The sequence below is a fragment of the Streptomyces sp. NBC_00390 genome (assembly GCF_036057275.1).
GTDB lineage: Bacteria > Actinomycetota > Actinomycetes > Streptomycetales > Streptomycetaceae > Streptomyces.
Genome location: NZ_CP107945.1, coordinates 2,518,095 through 2,544,455, shown reverse-complemented (window position 1 = coordinate 2,544,455; position 26,361 = coordinate 2,518,095). Strand labels below are relative to the sequence as shown.

Below are 26,361 nucleotides of genomic sequence, written 5' to 3'. Positions count from 1 at the left end.
GGCATGGACATACGCCCTCGCGCCGTACCTCCTCGTGTGCTCACCGTCGCCGGCTCCGACTCCGGCGGCGGTGCGGGCATTCAGGCCGATCTCAAGACCATGCTGGCGCACGGGGTGCACGGTATGAGCGTGCTGACCGCCGTCACCGCCCAGAACTCGCTGGGGGTGCAAGGCGCGTGGGAACTGCCCGCCGAGGCGGTAAGGGCCCAGTACCGCAGCGTCGTCGACGACATCGGCGTCCAGGCCGTGAAGACCGGCATGCTGGCGTCCGCGGAACTCGTCGAGACGGTCGCGGAACTGCTCGCGGACACGGACGCGCCGGTGGTCGTGGACCCGGTCGGCGTCTCCAAGCACGGCGATCCGCTGCTGGCGGCCTCGGCTCTGGAGTCCGTGCGGACGAAGCTGCTGCCGGCCGCCACCGTGGCCACCCCCAACCTCGACGAGGTCGCCCAGCTCACCGGTGTGGTCGTCGACGGCGAGGCCGGGATGCGCCGGGCCGCCGACGCGGTGCTGGCCTTCGGGCCGCGTTGGGCGCTGATCAAGGGCGGGCATCTCGCAGGGGACGCGGTGGACCTGCTGACCGACGGGAGCGAGGAGCACTGGCTGCGCGCCCCCCGCCACGACAACCGGCACACGCACGGCACTGGCTGCACGCTCGCATCGGCGGTCGCGGCGTCCTTGGCCCAGGGGATGGCCGTCCCGGAGGCCGTACGGGCGGCCAAGGAGTACGTGACCGGGGCCATTGCCGCAGGGTTCGCGCTCGGTGGCGGGATCGGCCCGGTGGATCACGCCTGGCGCCACCGCTGACAGGCGCGCCGGAACGGCGAAAAGCCGGTCCACCGAGGTGGACCGGCTTTCAAGGCAACCGCAGGGGCTGCGCTACGACGAAACGTCGGCGTTAGCGCGAGACCTTGCCGGCCTTGATGCACGAGGTGCAGACGTTGAGCCGCTTCGGCGTCCGACCGACCACGGCACGCACACGCTGGATGTTCGGGTTCCAGCGACGGGACGTACGGCGGTGCGAGTGCGAAATGTTGTTGCCGAAGCCCGGCCCCTTGCCGCAGACGTCGCAGTTGGCAGCCACGGGTCACTCCAAAGACTTCAGATGCACTTACAGTGAATTCCGGCGCGACCGGAATCAGTGATCTGATTGGTGGCTTTGCCGGGGGAATGGCCCGACTCTCATCGGGCAACCGGAGCAGCATACAACGGCTGCGTCCGAGATACGAAACTACCATGGCTTCCTTCGCCCCCGCCCGGCTCCCAGGTGGTGGCCGGGGTCTACGCTGCGAGGCAGCCCGCAGCCCGCAGCCAACGGCCGCACGGCCGTTCAAGGAGGATCACCAGGTGCCGCAGTCCCTCGACGCCGAAGCGGTACGCGCCTGGTGCTCACTGGCGCTGGAGGCCCTGGGCCGGGAGCGCGAGGAGATCGACGCGATCAATGTGTACCCGGTCGCGGACGGTGACACCGGAACCAATCTGTATCTGACCGTGGAGTCGGCGGCCCAGGCGGTGGACGCGGTCTTCGCCGCGCACGAGACCGGGGAGTCGGTGCCCGCCCTGGCCGATGTGGTGCGGGCGATGGCGCACGGAGCGCTGCTGGGTGCCCGCGGGAACTCGGGGACGATCCTGGCGCAGTTGCTGCGGGGCGTGGCGGAGCGGATCAGCGGTGGGCAGGACCTGGCCGGAGCGCTGCGGCGGGCTGCGCAGCTGGCGCGCGAAGCGGTCGCGCATCCCGTCGAGGGCACCATCCTGAGCGTGGCCTCGGCCGCCGCGGACGCTGCGGCGAGCTCACCGGCGGACGCGGCCCGCGCGGCGTACGCGGGCGCGCGCGCCGCGCTGGAGGAGACGCCGCGGCAGCTCGAGGTACTCGGCCGCGCGGGTGTCGTCGACGCGGGCGGACGCGGGCTGCTGATGGTGCTCGGGGCGCTGGTCGAGGCGGTCGTGGGGGAGGCTCCGGTCGCGCCCGTACTGGCCCATGCGCGGCGTGAGCCACAGACGGACGCGCTGCGGCCGTGCGCCGACGGCGGGCCGGCGTTCGAGGTGATCTATCTGCTGGAGGCGGACGACGCGGCGGTGGCCCGGTTGCGGACCCGGCTCGACGGGCTCGGCGACTCGCTCGTCGTCGTCGGCGGCGACGGCCTGTGGAACGTCCATGTGCACGTCGACGACGCGGGTGCCGCGGTCGAGGCGGGGGTCGAGGCCGGGCGGCCGTACCGGATCCGTATCACCCACTTCGACAGTGCGTCTCCCGCGTCGTCGACGCGGGAACCGGTGCAGCGGGCCGTCGTTGCGGTCGTGCCCGGAGAGGGCCTCGCCGGCCTGTGCACGGAGGCGGGCGCGACGACCGTGCCCGCGCGGCCGGGAGAACCCCCGGCCAGCGGCGAACTCGTCGAGGCAATCCGCCGGGCCCACGCCCGCGAGGTGGTCCTCCTCCCGAACGACCCGGCCCTGCGCCACACGGCCGCCGCGGCCGCGGAACAAGCCCGCACCGAGGGCATCCGTGTCGCGCTGATCCCGACCCGCTCCCCGGTCCAGGGCATCGCGGCCCTGGCCGTACATGAGCCGGACCGCCGCTTCGACGAGGACGTGGTCGCCATGACGGCGGCCGCTGGCGCGACCCGCTACGCCGAACTGGCCGTCGCGGAACGGCAGTCGTGGACATCGGCGGGGGTGTGCCAGGCCGGTGACGTCCTTGGCCTGATCGACGGCGACGTGGCGGTGATCGGCGCGGATGTGACGGCGACGGCCGTGACGGTGCTGGACCGGATGCTCTCGTCCGGCGGTGAACTGGTCACTCTCGTCCTGGGCGCCGCCGCTCCGGAAACACTGGCCCACAGCCTGGAACGCCACGTCCGCGAGGGCTATCTGGCGGTCGACACCGTGACGTACGAGGGCGGCGACGCGGGGACGCCGCTCATGATCGGCGTGGAGTAGGAGGAGCCGGCCACCGGCGGAACCGGGCTCGTGACCAGGCGAAACCCGCCGGTGCGCGACGACTGTCGGTGCGGTGGTGTGCAATGGATCGCGTGTCCGCACTGGATGAACCGCTCAAGACCCCCGGTCCGGCGACCGCGAGGGTCGTGGCCGAGCACCTCGACCTGGCTGTGTTTTCCCGGGGGGCGCCCCCCGGACCCCCCGCAGGATGCGGGGCCGGGGTGTGCCGGGAGGCGCTGTGCTGAGTGAGAGCCTCAAGAAGACTCTCGGTCCGGCGACCGCGAAGGTCATGGCCGAGAACCTCGATCTGCATACCGTCGGCGATCTGCTCCACCACTACCCCCGGCGGTACGAGGAGCGCGGGCAGCTGACGCGGCTGGACGAGCTGCCGCTCGACGAACACGTCACCGTGGTCGCCCAGGTCGCCGACTCCCGCGTGCACACCTTCAACGGCGGCCGCGGCCAGCGCCTCGAAATCACCATCACCGACGGCAGCGGCAGGCTCCAGCTGGTCTTCTTCGGGCGCGGCGTCCACAAGCCGCACAAGGATCTGCCGCCCGGCAGCCGCGCGATGTTCGCCGGCAAGGTCTCCGTGTTCAACCGCAAGCTCCAGCTCGCCCACCCCACGTACGAGAAGCTGGACGCGGACAGCGGCGACGGCGCGGTCAGTGCCTTCGCGGGAAAGCTCATCCCGATCTACCCCGCCTGCAAGGGCCTGGAGTCCTGGAAGATCGCCAAGGCGGTCGACGCGGTCCTGCCCCAGGCCCAGGAAGCGCTCGACCCGCTTCCGCCCGCCCTGCGCGACGGCCGCGGATTCGTCTCCCTCCCCGAGGCGCTGCTCAAGATCCACCGTCCGCAGTCCAAGGCGGACATCGAGGACGCCCGGCAGCGTCTGAAGTGGGACGAGGCCTTCGTCCTCCAGGTCGCCCTGGCCCGGCGGCGGTTCGCCGACACCCAGTTGCCGGCCGTCGCCCGCAGACCCGCACCGGACGGACTGCTCGACGCCTTCGACGCCAAGCTGCCCTTCACCCTCACCGAAGGCCAGCAGCAGGTCAGCAAGGAGATCTTCGACGACCTGGCGACCGAGCACCCGATGCACCGGCTTCTCCAGGGCGAGGTCGGCAGCGGCAAGACGCTGGTCGCGCTGCGCGCGATGCTCGCCGTCGTGGACGCCGGGGGCCAGGCCGCGATGCTCGCGCCCACCGAGGTCCTCGCCCAGCAGCACCACCGCTCCATCACCGAGATGATGGGCGAGCTCGCGGAGGGCGGCATGCTGGGCGGTTCCGAGCAGGGCACCAAAGTGGTGCTCCTGACCGGCTCCATGGGCGCGGCCGCGCGCCGCCAGGCGCTGCTTGACCTGGTGACCGGCGAGGCGGGCATCGTGATCGGCACCCACGCCCTGATCGAGGACAAGGTGCAGTTCCACGACCTCGGTCTGGTCGTCGTCGACGAGCAGCACCGGTTCGGCGTGGAGCAGCGTGACGCCCTGCGCTCGAAAGGCAAGCAGCCACCGCATCTGCTGGTCATGACCGCCACCCCCATCCCCCGCACGGTCGCGATGACGGTCTTCGGCGATCTGGAGACCTCCGTCCTGGACCAGTTGCCCGCCGGCCGCTCGCCCATCGCCACACATGTGGTTCCGGCGGCCGACAAGCCGCACTTTCTGGTGCGTGCCTGGGACCGGGTGCGCGAGGAGGCCGAGGGCGGACACCAGGCGTATGTGGTCTGCCCCCGGATCGGGGACGACGAGGACGAGAAGCCGAAGAAGAAGTCCGCGGAGGACGAGGCGGAGAAGCGGCCGCCGCTGGCCGTCCTGGAGGTCGCCGAGAAGCTCATGGCGGGGCCGCTCAAGGGACTGCGGGTCGAGGTGCTGCACGGCCGCATGCACCCAGACGACAAGGACGGCGTGATGCGCCGCTTCGCCGCCGGTGAGGCCGATGTGCTCGTCGCCACCACGGTCATCGAGGTCGGGGTGAACGTACCGAACGCCACCGCGATGGTGATCATGGACGCGGACCGGTTCGGCGTCTCACAGCTGCACCAGCTGCGCGGACGTGTCGGCCGCGGCTCCGCCCCCGGCCTGTGCCTGCTGGTCACCGAGATGCCGGAGGCGAGCCCGGCCCGGGCCCGGCTCGGCGCGGTCGCCGCCACCCTCGACGGCTTCGAGCTCTCCCGTATCGACCTCGAACAGCGCCGCGAGGGCGATGTGCTCGGCCAGGCCCAGTCGGGCGTGCGCTCCTCGCTGCGCGTCCTGGCCGTCATCGAGGACGAGGACGTGATCGCCGCAGCCCGGGAGGAGGCCGTCGCGATCGTCGCGGCCGACCCGGAACTGACAGGGCTGCCCGAGCTGCGGACCGCCCTGGACGCGCTGCTGGACAAGGAGCGGGAGCAGTACCTGGAGAAGGGCTGAGCGCCCCTGCCCGGACCCGGGCGCCGCTCCGTCCGGGGACCTGCCGTGCCCGAAGCCATATCGTGGGGGTGGCACCCGCCGTACCCCCACGACCCGACGAGGACACACACCCATGACCCGCGTGATCGCCGGCGCGGCCGGCGGACGCCGGCTGGCCGTACCGCCCGGCAACGGCACCCGCCCCACCTCCGACCGCGCCCGCGAAGGACTCTTCTCCAGCTGGGAGTCGCTGCTCGGCTCGTTGCGGGGCGTGCGTATCGCCGACCTCTACGCGGGCTCCGGCGCCGTCGGTCTCGAGGCGCTCTCCCGGGGCGCGGACCACGCGCTGCTCGTCGAGGCGGACAGCCGTGCCGCGCGCACCGTCCGGGAGAACGTGCGGACCCTGGGCCTGCCGGGCGCCGAGGTCCGCACCGGCAGAGCGGAACAGATCGTTGCGGGACCTGCCCCGTCGACCCCGTACGACGTGGTGTTCCTGGACCCTCCGTACGCCGTCACGGACGACGATCTTGGCGAGATTCTGCTCACACTCCGCACGCAGGGCTGGCTCGCGGACGACGCGATCGTCACCGTGGAACGCAGCACCAGAGGCGGAGAATTCAACTGGCCCAAGGGTTTCGAGCCACTGCGGGCCCGTCGCTACGGCGAGGGGACGCTTTGGTACGGTCGCGCCGCCTCTACGTGCGAAGACGCACGATGAACGGACCGGAGAGCGAGGGACTTCAGTTGCGCCGCGCAGTCTGTCCGGGGTCATTCGACCCCATCACCAATGGGCACCTCGACATCATTGCCCGCGCCTCCAAGCTGTACGACGTCGTACATGTCGCGGTGATGATCAACCAGGCCAAGAAGGGGCTGTTCACGGTCGAGGAGCGGATCGAGCTGATCCGCGAGGTCACCGGCGAGTACGGGAACGTGGTCGTCGAGTCCCACCACGGCCTGCTCGTCGACTTCTGCAAGGACCGCGACATCCCTGCCATCGTCAAGGGTCTGCGCGCGGTCAGCGACTTCGACTACGAGCTGCAGATGGCCCAGATGAACAACGGCCTCTCGGGTGTCGAGACCCTGTTCGTCCCCACCAATCCCACCTACAGCTTCCTCTCCTCCAGCCTGGTCAAGGAGGTCGCAGCCTGGGGCGGCGACGTGTCCCACCTGCTGCCCCCGGTCGTCCACCGGGCCCTGGTCGAGCGCCTGGCCGCCAAGGGCTGAACTGACAGACCGTCATCCGGTGTCGGGAGGGCGCCCGCTGCCCGTACAGTCGTCCCGTCCGTCTCCCAACAGCAGTAGAGAGTGGCGAACCACGGTGGACGTGCACAAGAAGCTGGACGAGATCGTCGAGACGGTCGGGAACGCCCGCTCCATGCCCATGTCGGCCTCGTGCGTGGTCAACCGCGCCGAGCTGCTCGCCATGCTCGAAGAGGTCCGCGAGGCGCTGCCCGGGTCGCTGGCCCATGCCCAGGAGCTCATCGGCGGCCGGGAGCAGATGGTCGAGCAGGCCCGCCAGGAGGCCGAGCGGATCATTCAGTCCGCCCACGCCGAGCGCGGCTCGCTGATCTCCGACACCCAGGTCGCCCGCCAGTCCCAGGACGAGGCGGACCGCATCCTCGCCGAGGCGCGCCGCGAGGCCGACGAGATCCGGGCCGAGGCGGACGACTACGTCGACTCGAAGCTGGCCAACTTCGAGGTCGTCCTCACCAAGACCATCGGGTCGGTCGACCGCGGCCGCGAGAAGCTGCTCGGCCGAGGCCCGTCCGCCGATCTCGCCTACGGCGAGGCCGAGGACGACGACGCCCCCGAGTACAGCGCCGACCCGGAGACCCTGAAGCAGCGCGCGGACCAGTACGTCGACGCCAAGCTGGGCGCCTTCGAGGCCGTGCTGTCCAAGACCCTCGACGCCGTGGGCCGCGGCCGGCAGAAGCTGCACGGCCGGATCGCCACGGACGACCTCGGCGCGCACATGGCCGCCCAGGACGCCGCCGGGCCGCACCAGCACACGAGCGACGCCGACTACCTGGCGGGCCTCGCAGAGCTCGCCGACCCCGAGCCGCAGGCGGTTCCCGCCGTGCCGCAGCAGGACCCGTACGGCTACCAGCCCCAGGTCCCGGCCCAGACCGGCGCCTACGGCTACCAGGACGCCTACGCGGGCTACCAGCAGCCGGACCCGTATGCCGCCGCCGGCTACGGAGGACAGCAGCAGGGCTACGACCAGCAGCAGTACGCCCAGCCGGACCCGTACGCCGCCGGGGCCGGTGCACACGCGGGTTACGGGGGGCAGCAGCCGCAGCACCAGATCCCGGTCCAGCAGGGCGCCGCCCTCGACGAGACAAGCCTTTTCGACACAAGCATGATCGACCTGGACCAGCTGCACCGGTACGAGCAGGGGCGCTGAGAGGCCCGGATTGGGTCTATGGCGGCCGTTCCAGTATCCTGGCTCTTCGGTCGCGCGTAGTTTTGCGATCCCGGCTGTCCGCTTCGCACCGCGAATCGGGACGGTCCTCCCCACGAACCGAAAGCAGGAAGAGCCCTGAGCACGCGCCTCGACCACCGCAACCCTCTCGTGTTCGACACGCACGAGCTGGGCCGGCGTCCCGGTGCGCTCCAGCGGCTGTCCCGCACGGCCGACGCTCCGAAGGACTTCGGCATCGACGGGGTCATCGGAGTGCCGGAAGGCGCTCCGATGGAGCTGGACCTCCGCCTCGAGTCGGTCATGGAAGGGGTGCTTGTCACAGGCACCGCCCGTGCAGCGGCCGAGGGGGATTGCGTAAGGTGTCTGGAGCCGCTGCGCCATGAGGTCGCCGCGGACTTCCAGGAGCTGTTCACCTACCCCGACGCCGACGACCGGGGCCGCAGCCGTGCTGCGACCCCCGACAAGGACACCGTCGACGACGAGGACGAGGACACGCTCTTTCTCGAGGACGGCCTGTTCGACCTCGAACCCGTGCTGCGTGATGCGGTGGTGCTCGCACTGCCGATGCAGCCGGTGTGCCAGGAGGACTGTGCAGGTCTGTGTTCCGACTGCGGGATCAACCTGAACGAGAACCCGGGCCACCACCACGACGCCGTCGACATCCGTTGGGCGGCACTGCAGGGACTCGCCGAGACCGTTCAGGACGGCGAGAAGGACAACATGGGCGGCGCCGAAGCGGGCGTCGACGAGAAGCAGGAGAAGTAGCCGTGGCTGTTCCGAAGCGGAAGATGTCGCGCAGCAACACGCGCCACCGCCGGTCGCAGTGGAAGGCTGCGGTCCCCACCCTGGTTTCGTGTGAGCGTTGCCAGGAGCCGAAGCAGCAGCACATCGCGTGCCCGAGCTGCGGCACCTACAACAAGCGCCAGGTTCTCGAGGTCTGAGCGGCTGGTGAGAGGCACGATGTCTGAGCTGTCCAATGCCAAGAAGCAGGCAGACGCAGTGACCACAGCCAACGCGGCCTCGTCCCACACCCTTCTGGAAGGGCGGCTCGGGTACCACCTCGAGTCCGCCCTTCTGGTGCGCGCGCTGACCCATCGTTCGTACGCGTACGAGAACGGCGGGCTGCCCACCAACGAGCGGCTGGAGTTCCTCGGGGACTCCGTGCTGGGCCTGGTGGTCACCGACACGCTGTACCGCACCCACCCCGACCTGCCCGAAGGCCAACTGGCCAAGCTGCGGGCCGCGGTGGTCAACTCTCGTGCGCTGGCGGAGGTCGGTCGCGGCCTGGAACTCGGTTCGTTCATCCGGCTCGGCCGGGGCGAAGAGGGCACGGGCGGCCGGGACAAGGCGTCCATCCTCGCCGACACACTCGAAGCAGTGATCGGCGCGGTCTATCTCGACCAGGGCCTCGAAGCGGCGTCCGAGCTGGTGCACCGGCTCTTCGACCCGCTCATCGAGAAGTCCTCGAACCTCGGAGCCGGCCTGGACTGGAAAACCAGTCTCCAGGAGCTCACGGCTGCCGAGGGGCTCGGAGTCCCGGAGTATCTCGTCACCGAGACCGGCCCGGACCACGAGAAGACCTTCACTGCTGCCGCCCGCGTCGGTGGTGTCTCGTACGGCACCGGCACCGGCCGCAGCAAGAAGGAAGCGGAGCAGCAGGCGGCGGAGTCCGCGTGGCGGGAGATCCGTTCCGCCGCGGACGAGCGTGCGGCGGCGGCCAAGGCCGCGGCCGAAGCGGGTGCCGCGCTGGACGAAGGGGCTGCCGAAAGCCCTTCGGATCCTGCACCTTCGGATCCCGCACCTGTGGACCGGGCATCCGCCTGATCCGCATGTGAGGCTGTTTTCCCCGAGGTCCCTCGCCCCTGGTGAGGGACCTCGGGGCGTTGTGGGAGCGGTACGCTGCGAGCGTCGTCCGAGACTGACACAGGAGAGCCGGTGCCCGAGCTGCCCGAGGTCGAAGTCGTACGCCGTGGCCTGCAGCGCTGGGTCAGCGGGCGGACGATCGCCGAGGTCGAGGTGCTGCACCCCCGCGCGGTGCGACGGCATCTCGCGGGCGGTGAGGACTTCGCGGCGCGGCTGAAGGGCCGCACAGCCGGCGACGCGAGCCGGCGCGGAAAGTACCTGTGGCTGCCCGTGGCGGAGACCGACATGTCCGTCCTCGCCCACCTCGGTATGTCCGGTCAGCTGCTCATACAGGCCGAGGACGCCCAGGACGAGAAGCATCTGCGGATCCGGGTCCGCTTCGACGACGTTCTCGGCACCGAGCTCCGCTTCGTCGACCAGCGCACCTTCGGCGGTCTGTCCCTGCACGAGAACGCTCCCGGCGGGCTGCCCGACGTCATCGCGCACATCGCCCGTGATCCGCTGGACCCGCTCTTCGACGACGCCGCCTTCCACACCGCGCTGCGGGCCCGGCGTACGACGATCAAGCGCGCGCTGCTCGACCAGTCACTGATCAGCGGTGTCGGCAACATCTACGCGGACGAGGCGCTGTGGCGGGCCAGACTCCACTACGAACGGCCCACCGCGACGCTGACCCGCCCCCGCTCGGCCGAACTGCTCGGCCATGTACGGGAGGTGATGACCGCCGCACTCGCCGTCGGTGGCACCAGCTTTGACAGTCTGTATGTGAACGTCAACGGCGAATCAGGTTATTTCGAGCGGTCGTTGGACGCCTATGGACGCGAGGACCAGCCCTGCCGCCGCTGCGGTACACCCATGCGCCGCCGGCCCTGGATGAACCGCTCCAGCTACTTCTGCCCACGCTGTCAGCGGGCCCCGCGCACCGTGTCCTGACTCCCTGCCGTGTCCTGACCCGCAGGGGTCTCACGCTCGGTGTCGTAGTGCTCGCGAGCGGCCAGCACTTCGGGCATCCGGCCCTCCACCAGGTGGATCAGCCCCAACAGCCGCTCGGCAACGGCCCGGCCGAGATCGGTGAGTTCGTAGTCCACCCGCGGTGGATTCGTCGGCTGGGCCTCCCGGTGCACCAGGCCGTCCCGCTCCAGCGCATGGAGCGTCTGGGAGAGCATCTTCTCGCTCACGCCGTCGACGCGTCGCCGCAGCTCGTTGAAGCGCATCGATCCCTCGTGCAGGGCCCCGATCGTCAGACTGCCCCAGCGCCCCGTCGCATGCTCCAGCGTGGTGCGCGAGGGGCACTGCCGGGAGAACACGTCGAACGCGAGGTCGTTGTCCATGGCTGCCAGGATACTCAGGCGCAGCGCTAACCAATGGGTTGCGCTAACTAGAAGTTAGTGCTTTCCTTTCTTCATCGCTGAAGACCGGCGCTGCTGATGAGGAGACCCCTGCAATGACCACACCTGTCGTCTCGATCGCCTACCACTCCGGCTTCGGGCACACCGCCGTGATCGCCGAAGCCGTCCGCGTCGGCGCTGCCGACACCGGCGCTCGGGTCCACCTGATCAAGGTGGACGAGATCAGTGACGCCGAATGGGAGCTGCTGGACGGCTCCGACGTCATCGTCTTCGGCTCGCCCACATACATGGGCACCGCGTCCGGCGCCTTCCACCAGTTCGCCGAGGAGACGTCGAAGCGCTGGTTCACCAAGTCCTGGCACAACAAGCTGGCCGCCGGATTCACCAACTCCGGCTCCAAGAGCGGCGACAAGCTGCACACGCTGCAGTTCTTCCAGACGCTCGCTTCGCAGCACAACATGATCTGGGTGCCGTTGGGCCTGGCCCCGGGCTGGAACACCACGGAGGGCTCCGAGAACGACCTCAACCGCCTCGGCTTCTTCGCCGGCGCCGCCGCCCAGACCAACGCGGACGAGGGCCCGGAGGGCGTGCACAAGGCGGACATCGCGACGGCCGAGCACCTCGGTCGCCGCGTCGCCGAGACGGCCCGGGTGTTCATCGCCGGCCGCGGCGCCGTCGCCGCGTAACGGCCGCATACACGTTCAAGGGCCCAGGTCGCCATTGCGGTGACCTGGGCCCTTGATGTGTCGAACCGACTGCTAGAAGCCGAAGTCCTGCGTCCACCACGGGCCGCCGTCGGCGATGAACACACCGACACCGAGCGTCTTGTAGTCGCAGTTGAGGATGTTCTGGCGGTGACCCTCGCTGTTCATCCAGGCGTCCATCACGGCGGCCGGGTCGGCCTGCCCACGCGCGATGTTCTCGCCGCCGAGGTTGGTCACACCCGCCTTGCCCGCACGGTCCCAGGGGGTCGCACCCTCAGGGTTGGTGTGGTCGAAGAATCCACGGTTCGCCATGTCCCGGCTGTAGGCGTCCGCCAGCTTGCCCAGAGTGGGGTCGGCCTTGACCGGGCTGCAGCCCACCTTCGCGCGCTCGTCGTTCACCAGCTTCAGCACGCCCGCCTCGGCGGAGGTCTCGGCGCTCGACGGGGTCTCGGCGACCGGGTTCGACCGCTCGGGGGCCGGGCGGCTGGGCGCGCTCGACCGCTCGGGGGCCGGGGCGGTGCTCGGCTTCTTCTTCTCGGGCGACTCGGCGGCCTTCGAGGGCGCCGCCGACGGCTTGGCGGCCCTGTTCGGCTCGGCCGGCTTGGAGGACGGGGTCTTCGAGGCGGGCTTGGACGGTGCCTTCGACGGGGCCTTGGGGTCCGCCGAGGGCTTGCGCGGGGAAATCGCGCTGCCCGAGGTGCCGGACGTGCCCGCTGTCGGCCCGTCGCTCGCGTCGCCCTGCGTCTGAAGGCGCGGGACTCCTTGCGTACGCACCTGCGACGCGGACTGGCCCGCGGGGACCGCAGTGTCCTTGTCGCCGCCCGGCAGAATGCCGGCGGTCACTGCCACCGCGCCGACCGCCATGGCTGCGGAGGCGCCGAGCAGCCCGGTGCGGACGGGCAGACCCCTCTTCCGTCGATGGCGTCCCATCTGCTGTGCCTTCCTGGTTTCGGACGCTCCCGCCATCGGCGGTCCGGTCCACGAGACTCACCCGTTCGAGTGAGGGTCATTGGATGGCGACTGTACGCGAATACGCCCAAAGGCGACGTGACCTGTGAGCTACCGGCCCGCTACCGTGCACACATGAACGATCATGCGCGGCTCACCGCATGGGTACGCGGCCGAGTACAGGGAGTGGGCTTTCGCTGGTTCACCAGGGCAAACGCTTTGGAGATCGGCGGCCTCACCGGCTTCGCCGTCAACCTCGATGACGGTCGCGTTCAGGTGGTCGCCGAGGGATCACGTGACAATTGCCACCTTTTGCTCGAATGGCTCCGTTCCGACGACACGCCCGGCCGGGTCGACGGAGTCACTGAGATCTGGGACACGCCCCGCGGCGGTTACGACGGCTTCGCCATCCGCTGAGACGGCCCCGGCGTACCCGTCGGCGGGGCGTCCCGCGCGCCCGGGTGGACGCCCGGGGTGCATGCCGTGAGCACCCTGTCGTCAGCAGAAAGAGGCTGGTGGTTGCCAAGAAGCGGCTACTCGTGCCAGGCTGCGCCCTAAGGATGATCTCCATGCCCCCAGGGCCCCGCAGGTCAGGCTCCGCCGCGGTTTCAGCGGCCGTATGCCCCCGGGTTGCCCGCCGATACGGGGTGTGATCGTGTTGACCGTCAAACTTTTTGGTGAGACTCTGGAAGCCCCGCGCACCTTAGCTGTTTGGCAGTAAGAACCGCAGCAATATCAAGCAGTAACAAGCACTGTCGAGCACCGCGGGTGCGAATCCCTCACGACCCACACCGATTCGGTCGGTCACTCAGTGTGGAGGACCATCCATCATGGCAAAGGCGCTTCTCGGTTACGTCGGCGGTTCCGATCCGCGACTCCTCGCCGAGATGCGACGGCTCCAGCAGCGCGTCCAGGACCTCGAATCCGAGCTTGTACGGATTCAGTCCGAGAACGACGCGCTGAACGCTGCCGTCGCTCAGCACCCTGGAGAGTCGCTGCTTGACGGCATCGACATCGACGTACCCCAGGCGGAGCCTGCGCTCACCTGAGCACGGCGTCCGCTGGAGTTCTTCGAAGCAAGATATGCAAGGGACGCCTAGGCGTCCCTTCTTTCTTTCCGGCTGGTGTCCCGCCCCGACCGATGCCTCGCCCCCTGCGGTGCTTTCTTTAACGTCTGATGTGCCCTGCACCTTCATGGGTGAAACCGCGAGTGAAAGGTAGAGTCCGGCGGCGTGCACCTCAAGGCCATGACCCTGCGCGGCTTCAAGTCGTTCGCCTCCGCCACCACCCTGCGCTTCGAGCCGGGTATCACCTGCGTGGTGGGCCCCAACGGATCGGGCAAGTCCAATGTGGTGGACGCGCTCTCCTGGGTCATGGGTGAACAGGGAGCCAAGTCCCTGCGCGGCGGGAAGATGGAGGACGTCATCTTCGCCGGGACGACCGGGCGGCCGCCGCTCGGTCGCGCCGAGGTCTCCCTGACCATCGACAACTCCGACGGTGCGCTGCCCATCGAGTACGCCGAGGTCACCATCACGCGGATCATGTTCCGCAACGGCGGCAGCGAGTACCAGATCAACGGCGACACCTGCCGACTGCTCGACATCCAGGAGCTGTTGTCCGACTCCGGTATCGGCCGGGAGATGCACGTCATCGTCGGACAGGGCCAGCTCGACTCCGTCCTGCACGCCGACCCGATGGGGCGCAGGGCCTTCATCGAGGAGGCGGCCGGCGTACTCAAGCACCGCAAGCGCAAGGAGAAGGCGCTGCGGAAGCTGGACGCGATGCAGGCCAACCTCGCCCGCGTACAGGACCTGACCGACGAACTGCGCCGCCAGCTCAAGCCGCTGGGACGGCAGGCGGCGGTCGCCCGGCGGGCCGCCGTCATCCAGGCCGATCTGCGGGACGCCCGGCTCCGGCTTCTCGCCGACGATCTCGTACGGATGCGGGAAGCGCTTCGTACGGAGGTCGCCGACGAAGCCGCGCTCAAGGAGCGCAAGGAAGCCGCCGAGGCCGAGCTCAAGTCGGCGCTGACGCGTGAGGCGCATCTGGAGGACGAGGTACGCAGGCTCGCGCCGAGGCTGCAGCGTGCCCAGCAGAGCTGGTACGAACTCTCGCAGCTGGCCGAGCGGGTGCGTGGTACGACCTCGCTCGCCGACGCCCGGGTCAAGAGCGCGACAGCTCAGCCGGCGGAGGAGCGGCGGGGGCGTGACCCGGAGGACATGGAGCGCGAGGCCGCCCGCATCCGAGAGCAGGAGGCGGAGCTGGAGGCCGCGATGGAGGCGGCGCAGCACGCACTGGAGGACACCGTCGCCCACCGCGCCGAACTGGAGCGCGAACTCGCGGTCGAGGAACGCAGGCTCAAGGATGTCGCCCGGGCGATCGCCGACCGGCGCGAAGGACTGGCCCGGCTCGGCGGCCAGGTCAACGCCGCCCGCTCGCGTGCGGCGTCGGCACAGGCCGAGATCGACCGGCTGGCCGCCGCGCGGGACGAGGCGCAGGAGCGGGCCCTCGCGGCGCAGGAGGAGTACGAGCAGCTGAAGGCCGAGGTCGACGGCCTCGATGCGGACGACTCGGCGCTGGCCGAGCAGCACGACGCGGCCAAGCGGGAACTGGCCGCGGCGGAGGCGGCGCTCGGCGCCGCCCGGGAGGCGCTGACCGGCGCGGAACGCAAGCGCGCCGCGGTGGCCGCCCGGCGCGAGGCGCTCGCGCTCGGCCTGCGCCGCAAGGACGGCTCCGGGACTCTGCTCGGCGCGAAGGACCGCCTCGGCGGGCTCCTCGGCCCGGCCGCCCAGCTGCTCACCGTGACCCCCGGCTTCGAGATCCCGGTGGCAGCGGCCCTGGGCGTGGCGGCGGACGCGGTGGCAGTCGCCAACCCCGGCACGGCCGCAGAAGCGATCCGCCTGCTGCGCAAGCAGGACGGGGGACGCGCGGCGATGCTGCTGGCGGGCGCGGCGGAACCTGTTCCGGCAGCCGGTGGCGCGGGGACCGTCAGCGTCGGCGTCCGCGACGGATCGCACAGCGGCGGAGGCCACGCGCCCGGCGACGCCGAGGGGATGACGGGTACTCGGCCGACGGGCGGGCCCGGGACACCGCTCGACGGGGCGTCGGCGAACGACACCCACCCGGCCGTGGCCGGCTCGGGCAACCACGGCGCCGGCGGTGGCGCGGCTCGCGCGGGCGACGGCCGTGAACCGGCCGAGCGATGGGACGACGCACGCGGCGCGGCCGCAGCCGTCACGGGCGACGACCTTCGCGCGCCGGGCCCGGACAGGTGCGGCCCGGCCGGAGTGGCACCGGCGGTCGATCGGGCCTGGGACCACGCCCCGCACGTCGCCGACCTCGTCCGCGGGCCCGATCAGCTCATGCCCGCGGTGCGGCGTCTGCTGCGCGGCATCGTCGTCGTCGGGACTCTCGAGGACGCCGAGGACCTGGTGTACGCGCACCCCGAGTGGACCGCCGTCACCGCCGAAGGCGACGTACTCGGCGCCCACTTTGCGCACGGCGGCTCCGCCGGGGCGCCCAGTCTGCTCGAAGTGCAGGCGTCCGTCGACGATGCAGCCGCCGAGCTCGAGGAGCTGGCCCTGCAGTGCGAGGAGCTGACCGCCGCACAGCAGCAGGCCGTGGCGCGCCGCGGCGCCTGCGCCGCGCTCGTGGAGGAACTGGGGGAGCGGCGCAGAGCTGCCGACCGGGAGAAGTCCGCGGTCTCCGGGCAGTTGGGACGGCTCGCCGGGCAGGCGCGCGGCGCCGCCGGTGAGGCCGAGCGGACCACCGCGGCCGCGGCCCGGGCCCAGGAAGCATTGGAACGGGCCCGCGAGGAGGCCGAGGAGCTGGCCGAACGGCTTCTTGTGGCCGAGGAGGCCCCCGTCGAGGACGAGCCCGACACCTACACACGGGACCGGCTCGCCGCCGACGGAGCCAACGCGCGCCAGACCGAGATGGAGGCCCGCCTCCAGGTGCGTACGCACGAGGAGCGCGTGAAGGGACTCGCGGGCCGGGCCGACGCGCTGGACCGGGGAGCGCGGGCCGAGCGCGAGGCCCGGGCGCGCGCCGATCAGCGCCGGGCCCGGCTGCGTCACGAGGCCGAGGTCGCCGCCGCGGTGGCCGGCGGTGCCCGCCAGCTGCTGGCGCATGTCGAGGTGTCGCTCGTACGGGCCGAGGCGGAGCGCGTCGCGGCCGAGGCCGCCAAGGCGGAGCGGGAGCAGGAGCTGACCGCCGCCCGCAACCGGGGGCGCGACCTGAAGAGCGAGCTCGACAAGCTGACCGACTCGGTCCACCGCGGCGAGGTGCTCGGCGCGGAGAAGCGGCTGAGGATCGAACAGCTGGAGACCAAGGCTTTGGAGGAGCTCGGTGTGGAGCCGGCCGGGCTGGTCTCGGAGTACGGCCCCGACCAGCTGGTGCCGCCGTCGCCGCCTGCCGAGGGCGAGGAACTGCCCGAGGACCCGGAGCATCCGCGGAACCTGCCGCGGCCCTTCGTGCGCGCGGAGCAGGAGAAGCGCCTCAAGGCCGCCGAACGGGCCTATCAGCAGCTCGGAAAGGTGAATCCGCTGGCGCTGGAGGAGTTCTCCGCGCTTGAGGAACGGCACAAGTTCCTCTCCGAGCAGCTTGAAGACCTGAAGAAGACCCGGGCCGATCTTCTGCAGGTCGTCAAGGAGGTCGACGAGCGCGTCGAGCAGGTCTTCACCGAGGCGTACCGGGACACCGCCCGGGAGTTCGAAGGGGTCTTCTCCCGGCTCTTCCCCGGCGGCGAGGGCCGGCTCATCCTGACCGATCCCGACAACATGCTCACCACAGGTGTGGATGTCGAGGCCCGGCCGCCCGGCAAGAAGGTCAAGCGGCTCTCGCTGCTCTCCGGCGGCGAGCGTTCGCTGACCGCCGTGGCCATGCTGGTGTCGATCTTCAAGGCCCGGCCGAGCCCGTTCTACGTGATGGACGAGGTCGAGGCCGCGCTCGACGACACCAATCTCCAGCGGCTGATCCGCATCATGCAGGAGCTGCAGGAGAGCTCACAGCTGATCGTGATCACGCACCAGAAGCGGACCATGGAGGTCGCGGACGCCCTGTACGGCGTGTCCATGCAGGGAGACGGCGTCTCCAAGGTGATCAGCCAGCGCCTGCGATAGCGCCCCTCCGGGCTCGAGGCTTCGACACGTGAAGACATGGCCGCTGCGGCATTGCTTGTGTCTTCAAGTGGTGGGCCGCCTGAAGTTGTGCGCCACTGGAAGGGCTCACCCCCCACGCCCGGCGTCGCCGCCGGGCGGCCCCAGGAGTGCATGTGACAGGTACAGCGCAGGCGCCCGAAGGCCGTAAGGCCAGGCCGGAGCATCTCAGCCGGGTCGTCTTCCTCGCGGCAGCGGCCGCGATGGGTGGCTTCCTCTTCGGCTACGACAGTGCGGTGATCAACGGCGCCGTCGTCGCGATCCGCGATCGCTTCGATGTCGGTTCCGAGCTCCTGGCCCAGGTCATCGCCGCCGCGCTGATCGGCTGCGCCATCGGCGCGGCGACCGCCGGCCGGATCGCCGACCGCATCGGCCGGATCCGCGTCATGCAGATCGCCTCCGTGCTGTTCATCGCCAGCGCGCTCGGCTCCGCGCTGCCGACCGCCCTGTGGGATCTCGCTCTGTGGCGTGTGATCGGCGGCGTCGCCATCGGCATGGCCTCGGTCATCGCCCCGGCCTACATCGCCGAGGTGTCCCCGTCGGCGTACCGCGGCCGCCTCGCCTCGTTCCAGCAGGCTGCCATCGTCATCGGCATCGCCGTCTCACAGCTGGTCAACTTCGGCGTCCTCAACCTCGCGGACGGTGAGCAGCGCGGTGAGATCGGCGGGTTCGAGGCCTGGCAGTGGATGCTCGGCATCATGGTTGTACCGGCTCTGATCTACGGACTGCTCTCCTTCTTCATCCCGGAGTCGCCCCGCTACCTGGTCTCCATCGGCCGCACACAGGAGGCCCGCAAGGTGCTCCGCGAGGTCGAGGGCAAGACGGTGAACCTGGACATCAGGGTCGCCGAGATCGAGCAGAACATGCGGCACGAGCGGAAGCCCTCGTTCAAGGACCTGCTCGGCGGAAAGTTCCTCTTCCTGCCGATCGTCTGGATCGGCATCGGCCTCTCCGTCTTCCAGCAACTCGTCGGCATCAACGTGATCTTCTACTACAGCTCCTCGCTGTGGCAGTCGGTCGGTATCGATCCGGAGAGCTCGTTCCTCTACTCCTTCGAGACGTCCATCGTGAACATCGTCGGTACGGTGATCGCGATGCTGCTCGTCGACCGGCTCGGCCGCAAGCCGCTCGCGCTGATCGGTTCCGTCGGCATGACGATCTCGCTCGGCCTGGCGGCCTGGGCGTTCTCGTACAAGACCGGCACCGGCGAGGACATCTCACTGCCTGACCTTCAGGGCACGGTGGCTCTCTTCGCCGCCAACTTCTTCGTGCTCTTCTTCGCCCTCTCCTGGGGCGTGGTGGTGTGGGTGCTGCTCGGCGAGATGTTCCCGGGCAAGATCCGCGCCGCCGCGCTGGGTGTCGCCGCCTCGGCCCAGTGGATCGCCAACTGGCTGATCACTGTGACGTTCCCGACCCTGTCCGACTGGAACCTGTCGGGCGCGTACGTGATCTACGCAGCCTTCGCGCTGCTCTCGATTCCCTTCATCCTGAAGTGGGTGCCGGAGACGAAGGGCAAGGCGCTGGAGGAGATGGGCTGATCCCCGCTGCCTCGCCATGGTCGCTGCCATGGCTCAGCGCGTGAGCCGGGGCAGCACCGTCTCGCACAGCAGCTCCAGGCTGCGCCGGCCCTCGTCCACCGGCATCCCGCCGCACAAGGGGTGCAGGACCAGACTCCCGCCCCGTGCCCCGAGCTCCTCACACTCGTCCGGGGTGACGATCCTGTACACACCCTCGCGGCGCAGCTCCTCGACCGTGCTCGCCTTGGAGCGCACGGCGGACCGGATGTCCTTGGACTGCCAGGAGGCATACGTCCGCGCCTCGTGCAGGAAATGCTCGCCGTACAGCGCCCAGGCCCGGTCCGGGTCCTCGGCGACATGCAGCAGCGGGGTCCGCTCGGCGGGCATCATGCAAAAGCCCTCGGTTCCGTACGAGGCGCGCTGCTCGTTGTAGTACGCCTCCAGCTCCGGCAGATGCGCGCTCGGGAAGAACGGCAGCCCGAACCGGGCAGCGCGGCGGGCGGCGGCCCGGGAGGAGCCGCCGACCAGCAGCATCGGATGCGGCTGCGTGTACGGGCGGGGAGTGACGCGCACGGTGCGCCCGCGGTACGTGAACGGGTCACCGGTCCAGGCCGCCAGCAGCGTGTGGAGCAGCTCGTCCTGGAGCGCGCCGCGCCGCCCCCATTCCACGCCCAGCTGTTCGTACTCCTCCGGCCGGTAGCCGATACCTGCGACGGTGACCAGCCGGCCCTTGCCGATCAGATCGAGTACGGCGATGTCCTCGGCCAGCCGCAGCGGATCGTAGAGCGGCCCGATGATCGCCGAGACGGTCACCGCGATACGGCGCGTCGCGCCGAGCACGGCCCCCGCGAAGACGAAGGGGGAGGGGAGCCAGTTGTCGGCGGCTCCGTGGTGCTCCTCGGTCTGGACGGTGTCGACGCCGTGTTCGTCGGCGTACGCGGCCATCTCCAACGCCGACCGATAGCGAGCCGCCAGCGTCTCGGCTGTGGCGCCGGGGTCGACGAGGTTGAAGCGGACAACGGTGAATGCCATGGGAACGTCCCCCTCCGCCGGGTGTGGACATGGCAAGGAGGGACAGTAGCTGACGTAGCGTCAGATCGGCAGGGTTCCGAGCCCGGAACCGTGGCGTCGCGCGTCCCGCCTCGGGGAACCGGGCGTGCGGCGAGGGGTCACGCATACTGGACGCGTTATGGAAATCGTCATCCTTGCTGTAGTCATCGCCCTGGTCGCGGTCGGCGCCATCAGCGGGCTCGTGGTCAGCAGCCGCAAGAAGAAGCAGCTGCCGCCCCGGCCGCCGTCGAGCACGCCGACCATCACTGCTCCGCCCGCCGAACCGCACGTCGGTGACGAGGCGGAGACACCGCGCGACGAACCCCGCCGCACCATCGAAGAGGTCGACCTCCCGACCGCCGAAGAGGCGGTCGAAGCCCCGGTCGCCCTCGAGGACCCGGTCGTCGCAGAGCCCCTCGCCCCCGCGATCGAGATCCCGGAGCCGACCGCCGGACGGCTGGTCCGGCTGCGTGCCCGGCTCGCCCGCTCGCAGAGCTCGCTCGGCAAGGGGCTGCTCACGCTCCTGTCCCGCGAGCACCTCGACGAGGAGACGTGGGAGGAGATCGAGGACACGCTGCTCACCGCCGACGTCGGCGTCGCGCCGACCCAGGAGCTCGTCGAGCGGCTGCGCGAGCGCGTGAAGGTCCTCGGCACCCGTACCCCGGTGGAGCTGCGCACCCTGCTGCGCGAAGAGCTGCTCACGCTGCTCGGCACCGACTTCGACCGCTCCGTCAGGACCGAGAGCGGAGTCGACACTCCTGGCGTGGTCATGGTCGTCGGCGTGAACGGCACCGGCAAGACCACCACGACCGGCAAGCTGGCCCGCGTCCTGGTCGCGGACGGCCGCTCCGTGGTGCTCGGCGCTGCCGACACCTTCCGAGCCGCCGCCGCCGACCAGCTCCAGACCTGGGGTGAGCGGGTGGGCGCCCGCACCGTACGCGGACCCGAGGGCGGCGACCCTGCCTCCATCGCGTTCGACGCGGTCAAGGAAGGCATCGCCGAGGGCGCCGATGTCGTGCTCATCGACACCGCCGGCCGGCTGCACACCAAGACGGGCCTGATGGACGAGCTCGGCAAGGTCAAGCGCGTCGTGGAGAAGCACGGCCCGCTGGACGAGATCCTGCTGGTCCTGGACGCCACGACCGGTCAGAACGGTCTGGTGCAGGCCCGGGTGTTCGCCGAGGTCGTGGACATCACCGGCATCGTGCTGACCAAACTGGACGGCACCGCCAAGGGCGGCATCGTCATCGCGGTCCAGCGGGAGCTGGGCGTTCCGGTGAAGCTCGTCGGACTCGGCGAGGGCCCGGACGACCTGGCGCCCTTCGAGGCGGAGGCCTTCGTCGACGCGCTGATCGGCGACTGACACACCGCTCTGAACGCCATTGCCCGGCCGCGTCACCGACGCGGCCGGGCAATTCTGCTGTCCGGGCCCGTCCCGGCCGTGCCCCGCTCCCGGTCAGGGGTGGGAGCGGTGGCAGACGTAGGCCAGCGTGCCCAGCAGCAGCCGGGCCTGCGGCGGGGCGGCCGCCGTGTCCAGCGACGGGGCGCGCAGCCACTGCACCGGGCCGAGGCCCGCGCGGTCCGACGGCGGGGCCGTGACATGGTCGCCCGGGCCCAGGCAGTGCAGATCCAGATCCGCGTCGTCCCAGCCCATCCGGTAGAGCAGCTGGGGCAGCTCCGCAGCCGCTCCCGGCGCCACGAAGAACTGGCAGCGGCCGTCCGGGGTGAGCGACACCGGGCCGATCGGCAGCCCCATGCGCTCCATCCGCACCAGTGCACGGCGGCCCGCGAAAGCCGCCACGTCGAGGACGTCGAAGCTGCGTCCCACGGGCAGGAGCAGCGAGGCGCCGGGCACCTCCGCCCACGCCTTGCTCGCCTCGTCGAGGGTGGCGCCCGCCGGGACCTCGAGCGCGAAGTCGAGGGGGTGTGCGCCCGGGGCCGTGCATCCCTCGTCGCCGCAGGAGCACCGGCCCGCCGCGGCGCGTGCGCCAGGAACCACCGGCCAGCCCCACAGGCCGGTGTACTCGGCCACCGCAGTGGCCTCCGTCGTGCGCCCGCGGCGCCGGGAGCCGGACCGGATCTGACTGATCCCCCGGGTGCCGCCGATCGTGAAGCCCATGCCCCCTCCAACGGGTCCAACGCGCCGGTGGTTACGACTCGGAGTTCTGCTGTGACGCTTCGTCGTCCCCGATCCGGGTGACGGCGGCGCGCGACGGCCGGCGGGGGAGCGCGAAGGATGGCGTGCGCCTGTAAGTGCATCGCTTCACCGCCTCCCGAATCGTCCAGTGTCAAGTGAATCGCGCCTGACGGCAGGCGAGTTCATTCGAAGGGGTGGCGAATGGTGGCGTTTCTGCAATCTCCCTCGCCGGAGCGGTGATCGTAGGATTACTTTCGGTGCACGGACCCTGGGAATCTGTGCGCCTTTGGGTATGCCAACGGCAACCAGGTTTCCTGTTCGAGTGGGTGCAAGGTCCCCACCGGCAGTCGCAATTCACGGCATTCTGGTAGGGGTTCGAAGCAACGAGGCTTCGGCGGATGGAGGCGTTCCAGTGGGCGGCAGCGGCGCAGACGGTACGACCACCGGCAAGCGCCCGAACGAGCAGCTGAGCTCATGGTTCGTGCGCAGTGGCTGGTCCAAGGGCGAGCTTGCGCGCCAAGTGAACCGCAGGGCGCGCCAGATGGGCGCCCACCACATCAGCACGGACACCTCGCGCGTGCGCCGCTGGCTGGACGGCGAGCAGCCGCGCGAGCCGATTCCGCGCATCCTCTCCGAGCTCTTCTCCGAGCGGTTCGGCAGCGTCGTCGCCATCGAGGACCTCGGACTGCGGTCGGTGCACCAGTCGCCCTCCGTGTCCGGCGTCGACCTGCCCTGGGCGGGCCCGCAGACCGTCACCCTGCTCAGCGAGTTCTCGCGCAGCGATCTGATGCTGGCCCGGCGCGGCTTCCTCGGAACATCGCTGGCGCTCGCTGCCGGACCCGCCCTCGTCGAGCCGATGCAGCGCTGGCTCGTGCCCAGCCCGGCCGCCGAGCCGGGGCCCCAGGAAGCACCCCCTGCCCAGCGCCGCTCGTCAAGGCTGTCCAAGCCCGAGCTGGACCTGCTCGAGTCCACCACCGCCATGTTCCGCCAGTGGGACGCCCAGTGCGGCGGGGGACTGCGCCGCAAGGCCGTGGTCGGCCAGCTGCACGAGGTCACCGACCTGCTCCAGGAGCCGCAGCCCGCCGCCACCGAGAAGCGGCTGTTCAAATGCGCCGCCGAGCTCGCCGAACTGGCCGGCTGGATGAGCTACGACGTCGGCCTGCAGCCCACGGCGCAGAAGTACTTCGTCCTCGCCCTGCACGCCTCCAAGGAGGCGGGCGACAAGCCGCTCGGCTCGTACATCCTGTCCTCGATGAGCCGCCAGATGATCCACCTCGGCCGCCCCGAGGACGCCCTGGAGCTCATCCATCTGGCCCAGTACGGCGGCCGTGACTGCGCCACCGCGCGCACCCAGGCCATGCTGTATGCGATGGAGGCCCGCGCGTACGCCAACATGGGCCAGCCCAGCAAGTGCCGGCGAGCCGTCCGGATGGCCGAGGACACCTTCGCCGACGCCGGTCTCGACGGTGAGCCCGAGCCCGACTGGATCCGGTTCTTCTCCGAGGCCGAGCTCAACGGCGAGAACGCCCACTCCTACCGTGACCTGGCCTATGTCGCGGGCCGCAGCCCCACCTACGCCTCGCTCTCCGAGCCGGTGATGGAGCGGGCCGTGGACCTGTTCCGCGAGGACGACGTGCACCAGCGGTCGTACGCACTCAACCTCATCGGCATGGCCACGGTGCACCTGCTGAAGAGGGAGCCCGAGCAGTCCACCGTGCTGGCCGGCGAGGCACTCGCCGTCGCCAAGCGGGTGCGCTCCGAGCGCGTCAACACCCGGCTGCGCAAGACCGTCGACACGGCCGCGCGGGACTTCGGCGACGTCCCCGAGGTCGCCCAGTTCACCGACCTGCTCACAGCTCAGCTGCCTGAGGCCGCAGAAGCGGTCTGAGCGCGGCACCTTCAAGGCCCCGGCCGCGACGCTCACCCTGAACAGCCCGACTCGGCTCCCCCGCCAGGTCATCCGGGTGAGTGCCGCGGCCGGTCTGTGTCCGGGGAGGGTACGCCCGCCCCTTTCGGACGATCATTCCGTTCATGGTGACGTAACACGCCGGACCTCTTCGTCACGGCCGCGAAACATCGTGCGGCATCCGCCGAAACCGCGCTGCGTCAACCTCATGGCGCATAACCGGCCCGCCCATCCGCTCAGGCTCCGCCCGCACGCGGCCGCACGACGACGAGGAGACGCCGATGCCCCCAGGCATCTCGACCCTTGCCGCAGACACGCCGACGCTGTCTGCCGCCAACACCGGCTTCATGCTCATCTGCTCCGCCCTGGTGATGCTCATGACTCCGGGCCTGGCCTTCTTCTACGGAGGCATGGTCCGCGTCAAGAGCACCCTGAACATGCTGATGATGAGCTTCATCAGCCTTGGGATCGTCACCATCCTCTGGGTGCTCTACGGCTTCAGTCTCGCCTTCGGCGCCGACGTCGGCTCGGTCATCGGCTGGAGCTCCGACTATGTCGGCCTCAGCGGTATCGGTCTCAACGAGCTCTGGGACGGCTACACCATCCCGATCTACGTCTTCGCCGTGTTCCAGCTGATGTTCGCGGTCATCACGCCCGCCCTGATCAGCGGTGCGCTCGCGGACCGCGTGAAGTTCACCGCCTGGGCGATCTTCGTCGCCCTGTGGGTCACCGTCGTCTACTTCCCGGTCGCGCACTGGGTCTGGGGCGCCGGCGGCTGGCTCTTCGAGCTGGGCGTCATCGACTTCGCCGGTGGTACCGCCGTCCACATCAACGCCGGTGCCGCGGCCCTCGGCGTGATCCTCGTCATCGGCAAGCGCATCGGCTTCAAGAGGGACCCGATGCGGCCGCACAGCCTGCCGCTGGTCATGCTCGGCGCCGGTCTGCTGTGGTTCGGCTGGTTCGGCTTCAACGCCGGCTCGTGGCTCGGCAACGACGACGGCGTCGGCGCGGTGATGTTCGTCAACACCCAGGTCGCCACCGCCGCCGCCATGCTCGCCTGGCTGCTGTACGAGAAGATCCGCCACGGCGCCTTCACCACCCTCGGCGCGGCCTCCGGCGCGGTCGCCGGTCTGGTCGCCATCACCCCCTCCGGCGGTGCGGTCTCCCCGCTCGGCGCGATCGCCGTCGGCGCCATCGCCGGTGTGCTCTGCGCCATGGCCGTCGGCCTCAAGTTCAAGTTCGGCTACGACGACTCCCTCGACGTCGTCGGCGTCCACCTCGTCGGCGGTGTGGCCGGCTCCCTGCTGGTCGGCTTCTTCGCCACCGGCGGTGTCCAGAGCGATGTCAAGGGCCTCTTCTACGGCGGCGGCGTCGACCAGCTCACCAAGCAGGCCATCGGTGTCTTCTCGGTCCTGGCCTACTCTCTGGTGGTCTCCGCGATCCTCGCCTTCCTCCTCGACAAGACGATCGGCATGAGGGTCGACGAGGACGTCGAGGTCTCCGGCATCGACCAGGTCGAGCACGCCGAGACCGCGTACGACTTCAGCGGTGCGGGCGGAGGAGCCGGCTCCCGCAAGGCCGCATCCGCGCCGAGTGACACCGTGGCAGCCGCAGAATCCAAGAAGGTGGACGCATGAAGCTCATCACCGCAGTCGTGAAGCCGCACCGTCTGGACGAGATCAAGGAGGCCCTGCAGGCCTTCGGTGTCCAGGGCCTCACGGTCACGGAGGCCAGCGGCTACGGCCGGCAGCGCGGCCACACCGAGGTCTACCGGGGCGCCGAGTACACGGTCGACCTGGTCCCCAAGATCCGTATCGAGGTACTGGTCGAGGACGACGACGCCGAGCAGCTCGTCGATGTGATCGTCAAGGCAGCCCGCACCGGCAAGATCGGTGACGGCAAGGTCTGGAGCGTTCCGGTCGAGACCGCGGTACGGGTCAGGACCGGCGAGCGCGGCCCGGACGCGCTCTGAGCGCAGGG

General features: G+C 70.3%; 24 protein-coding genes. 19 read left to right on the top strand and 5 right to left on the bottom strand.

Annotation, left to right across the window (positions count from 1 at the left end; all coding sequences use genetic code 11):
* The first annotated feature begins 3 nt into the window (after positions 1-3).
* Positions 4-807 (top strand): bifunctional hydroxymethylpyrimidine kinase/phosphomethylpyrimidine kinase, encoded by an 804-nt coding sequence (gene thiD / locus OHS70_RS10455; RefSeq protein WP_328396006.1) that lies wholly within the window; start codon positions 4-6, stop codon positions 805-807.
* A 91-nt stretch (positions 808-898) separates the two neighbouring features.
* Here thiD and rpmB read toward each other — a convergent pair whose 3' ends face one another.
* Complete coding sequence (gene rpmB, locus OHS70_RS10450; protein WP_003957616.1) at positions 899-1,084, bottom strand: 50S ribosomal protein L28; 186 nt, start codon at positions 1,082-1,084, stop codon at positions 899-901.
* A gap of 263 nt (positions 1,085-1,347) precedes the next feature.
* On the opposite strand from rpmB, the gene OHS70_RS10445 reads away from it, so the two are divergent.
* The 9 genes from OHS70_RS10445 (at position 1,348) to mutM (ending at position 10,547) form a co-directional block, all read left to right on the top strand.
* Entirely contained in the window at positions 1,348-2,937 is a 1,590-nt protein-coding gene (locus OHS70_RS10445) for a DAK2 domain-containing protein (protein WP_328396003.1), read from the top strand.
* Between the two features lie 208 nt (positions 2,938-3,145).
* Complete coding sequence (gene recG, locus OHS70_RS10440) at positions 3,146-5,347, top strand: ATP-dependent DNA helicase RecG (protein ID WP_328396001.1); 2,202 nt, start codon at positions 3,146-3,148, stop codon at positions 5,345-5,347.
* Positions 5,348-5,459: 112 nt separating this feature from the next.
* A complete protein-coding gene (gene rsmD / locus OHS70_RS10435; protein ID WP_328395999.1) occupies positions 5,460-6,044 on the top strand; it encodes a 16S rRNA (guanine(966)-N(2))-methyltransferase RsmD in 585 nt (194 codons plus the stop codon).
* 26 nt (positions 6,045-6,070) lie between these two features.
* Positions 6,071-6,553 (top strand): pantetheine-phosphate adenylyltransferase, encoded by a 483-nt coding sequence (gene coaD, locus OHS70_RS10430; RefSeq protein ID WP_328405540.1) that lies wholly within the window; start codon positions 6,071-6,073, stop codon positions 6,551-6,553.
* A gap of 94 nt (positions 6,554-6,647) precedes the next feature.
* On the top strand, positions 6,648-7,733 hold the full coding sequence (locus tag OHS70_RS10425) for an ATP synthase F0 subunit B (protein ID WP_328395997.1): 1,086 nt from the start codon (positions 6,648-6,650) through the stop codon (positions 7,731-7,733).
* 135 nt (positions 7,734-7,868) lie between these two features.
* Entirely contained in the window at positions 7,869-8,516 is a 648-nt protein-coding gene (locus OHS70_RS10420; RefSeq protein ID WP_328405538.1) for a YceD family protein, read from the top strand.
* A 2-nt stretch (positions 8,517-8,518) separates the two neighbouring features.
* On the top strand, positions 8,519-8,692 hold the full coding sequence (rpmF, locus tag OHS70_RS10415; RefSeq protein WP_026165248.1) for a 50S ribosomal protein L32: 174 nt from the start codon (positions 8,519-8,521) through the stop codon (positions 8,690-8,692).
* 19 nt (positions 8,693-8,711) lie between these two features.
* On the top strand, positions 8,712-9,575 hold the full coding sequence (rnc, locus tag OHS70_RS10410; RefSeq protein WP_328395995.1) for a ribonuclease III: 864 nt from the start codon (positions 8,712-8,714) through the stop codon (positions 9,573-9,575).
* Positions 9,576-9,686: 111 nt separating this feature from the next.
* Positions 9,687-10,547, top strand: a complete 861-nt coding sequence (gene mutM, locus OHS70_RS10405; RefSeq protein ID WP_328395991.1) for a bifunctional DNA-formamidopyrimidine glycosylase/DNA-(apurinic or apyrimidinic site) lyase — start codon at positions 9,687-9,689, stop codon at positions 10,545-10,547.
* On the opposite strand, the gene OHS70_RS10400 is transcribed toward mutM, so the two are convergent.
* Positions 10,520-10,945: a winged helix-turn-helix transcriptional regulator gene (locus tag OHS70_RS10400; protein ID WP_328395989.1), complete on the bottom strand. Its 426-nt coding sequence runs from the start codon at positions 10,943-10,945 to the stop codon at positions 10,520-10,522. The two genes, mutM and OHS70_RS10400, sit on opposite strands and share 28 nt — an antisense overlap.
* 113 nt (positions 10,946-11,058) lie before the next feature.
* On the opposite strand from OHS70_RS10400, the gene OHS70_RS10395 reads away from it, so the two are divergent.
* Positions 11,059-11,649, top strand: a complete 591-nt coding sequence (locus OHS70_RS10395) for a flavodoxin family protein (RefSeq protein WP_328395987.1) — start codon at positions 11,059-11,061, stop codon at positions 11,647-11,649.
* Positions 11,650-11,721: 72 nt separating this feature from the next.
* On the opposite strand, the gene OHS70_RS10390 is transcribed toward OHS70_RS10395, so the two are convergent.
* Complete coding sequence (locus OHS70_RS10390; RefSeq protein WP_328395985.1) at positions 11,722-12,597, bottom strand: CAP domain-containing protein; 876 nt, start codon at positions 12,595-12,597, stop codon at positions 11,722-11,724.
* Between the two features lie 153 nt (positions 12,598-12,750).
* Between OHS70_RS10390 and OHS70_RS10385 the strand changes: the two genes are divergently transcribed.
* From OHS70_RS10385 to OHS70_RS10370, 4 genes are all read left to right on the top strand, one after another.
* The gene (locus OHS70_RS10385; RefSeq protein ID WP_328395983.1) at positions 12,751-13,032 is read left to right on the top strand and encodes an acylphosphatase; all 282 of its coding nucleotides are present in this window, start codon (positions 12,751-12,753) and stop codon (positions 13,030-13,032) included.
* A gap of 413 nt (positions 13,033-13,445) precedes the next feature.
* The gene (locus OHS70_RS10380; protein ID WP_215097132.1) at positions 13,446-13,664 is read left to right on the top strand and encodes a hypothetical protein; all 219 of its coding nucleotides are present in this window, start codon (positions 13,446-13,448) and stop codon (positions 13,662-13,664) included.
* 183 nt (positions 13,665-13,847) lie between these two features.
* Positions 13,848-17,735 carry an AAA family ATPase gene (locus tag OHS70_RS10375; RefSeq protein ID WP_328395980.1) on the top strand — a complete coding sequence of 1,296 codons (3,888 nt, stop codon included), beginning with the start codon at positions 13,848-13,850 and terminating at the stop codon, positions 17,733-17,735.
* A gap of 152 nt (positions 17,736-17,887) precedes the next feature.
* Positions 17,888-19,309, top strand: a complete 1,422-nt coding sequence (locus OHS70_RS10370) for a sugar porter family MFS transporter (protein WP_328395978.1) — start codon at positions 17,888-17,890, stop codon at positions 19,307-19,309.
* Between the two features lie 33 nt (positions 19,310-19,342).
* Here OHS70_RS10370 and OHS70_RS10365 read toward each other — a convergent pair whose 3' ends face one another.
* Positions 19,343-20,320, bottom strand: a complete 978-nt coding sequence (locus OHS70_RS10365) for an LLM class flavin-dependent oxidoreductase (RefSeq protein ID WP_328395976.1) — start codon at positions 20,318-20,320, stop codon at positions 19,343-19,345.
* Positions 20,321-20,477: 157 nt separating this feature from the next.
* Between OHS70_RS10365 and ftsY the strand changes: the two genes are divergently transcribed.
* On the top strand, positions 20,478-21,701 hold the full coding sequence (gene ftsY, locus OHS70_RS10360) for a signal recognition particle-docking protein FtsY (RefSeq protein ID WP_328395974.1): 1,224 nt from the start codon (positions 20,478-20,480) through the stop codon (positions 21,699-21,701).
* A gap of 93 nt (positions 21,702-21,794) precedes the next feature.
* On the opposite strand, the gene OHS70_RS10355 is transcribed toward ftsY, so the two are convergent.
* On the bottom strand, positions 21,795-22,457 hold the full coding sequence (locus OHS70_RS10355; RefSeq protein WP_328395972.1) for a bifunctional DNA primase/polymerase: 663 nt from the start codon (positions 22,455-22,457) through the stop codon (positions 21,795-21,797).
* 430 nt (positions 22,458-22,887) lie between these two features.
* Between OHS70_RS10355 and nsdA the strand changes: the two genes are divergently transcribed.
* From nsdA to OHS70_RS10340, 3 genes are all read left to right on the top strand, one after another.
* Positions 22,888-24,363 carry a transcriptional repressor NsdA gene (gene nsdA / locus OHS70_RS10350; protein WP_328395970.1) on the top strand — a complete coding sequence of 492 codons (1,476 nt, stop codon included), beginning with the start codon at positions 22,888-22,890 and terminating at the stop codon, positions 24,361-24,363.
* 299 nt (positions 24,364-24,662) lie between these two features.
* Positions 24,663-26,018 (top strand): ammonium transporter, encoded by a 1,356-nt coding sequence (locus tag OHS70_RS10345; protein WP_328395968.1) that lies wholly within the window; start codon positions 24,663-24,665, stop codon positions 26,016-26,018.
* Complete coding sequence (locus OHS70_RS10340; RefSeq protein WP_328395966.1) at positions 26,015-26,353, top strand: P-II family nitrogen regulator; 339 nt, start codon at positions 26,015-26,017, stop codon at positions 26,351-26,353. Before OHS70_RS10345 ends, OHS70_RS10340 begins: the two co-directional genes overlap by 4 nt.
* The last annotated feature ends 8 nt before the right edge of the window (positions 26,354-26,361 follow it).

Excerpts from the sequence above, each read along its gene's own strand:
- thiD (WP_328396006.1), top strand. The coding sequence starts at position 4 with ATGGACATACGCCCTCGCGCCGTACCTCCTCGTGTGCTCACCGTCGCC.
- recG (WP_328396001.1), top strand. The coding sequence starts at position 3,146 with ATGCGGGGCCGGGGTGTGCCGGGAGGCGCTGTGCTGAGTGAGAGCCTC.
- rsmD (WP_328395999.1), top strand. The coding sequence starts at position 5,460 with ATGACCCGCGTGATCGCCGGCGCGGCCGGCGGACGCCGGCTGGCCGTA.
- rnc (WP_328395995.1), top strand. The coding sequence starts at position 8,712 with ATGTCTGAGCTGTCCAATGCCAAGAAGCAGGCAGACGCAGTGACCACA.
- OHS70_RS10400 (WP_328395989.1), bottom strand. The coding sequence starts at position 10,945 with ATGGACAACGACCTCGCGTTCGACGTGTTCTCCCGGCAGTGCCCCTCG.
- OHS70_RS10395 (WP_328395987.1), top strand. The coding sequence starts at position 11,059 with ATGACCACACCTGTCGTCTCGATCGCCTACCACTCCGGCTTCGGGCAC.
- OHS70_RS10390 (WP_328395985.1), bottom strand. The coding sequence starts at position 12,597 with ATGGGACGCCATCGACGGAAGAGGGGTCTGCCCGTCCGCACCGGGCTG.
- OHS70_RS10385 (WP_328395983.1), top strand. The coding sequence starts at position 12,751 with ATGAACGATCATGCGCGGCTCACCGCATGGGTACGCGGCCGAGTACAG.
- OHS70_RS10380 (WP_215097132.1), top strand. The coding sequence starts at position 13,446 with ATGGCAAAGGCGCTTCTCGGTTACGTCGGCGGTTCCGATCCGCGACTC.
- OHS70_RS10365 (WP_328395976.1), bottom strand. The coding sequence starts at position 20,320 with ATGGCATTCACCGTTGTCCGCTTCAACCTCGTCGACCCCGGCGCCACA.
- ftsY (WP_328395974.1), top strand. The coding sequence starts at position 20,478 with ATGGAAATCGTCATCCTTGCTGTAGTCATCGCCCTGGTCGCGGTCGGC.
- OHS70_RS10355 (WP_328395972.1), bottom strand. The coding sequence starts at position 22,457 with ATGGGCTTCACGATCGGCGGCACCCGGGGGATCAGTCAGATCCGGTCC.
- OHS70_RS10345 (WP_328395968.1), top strand. The coding sequence starts at position 24,663 with ATGCCCCCAGGCATCTCGACCCTTGCCGCAGACACGCCGACGCTGTCT.
- OHS70_RS10340 (WP_328395966.1), top strand. The coding sequence starts at position 26,015 with ATGAAGCTCATCACCGCAGTCGTGAAGCCGCACCGTCTGGACGAGATC.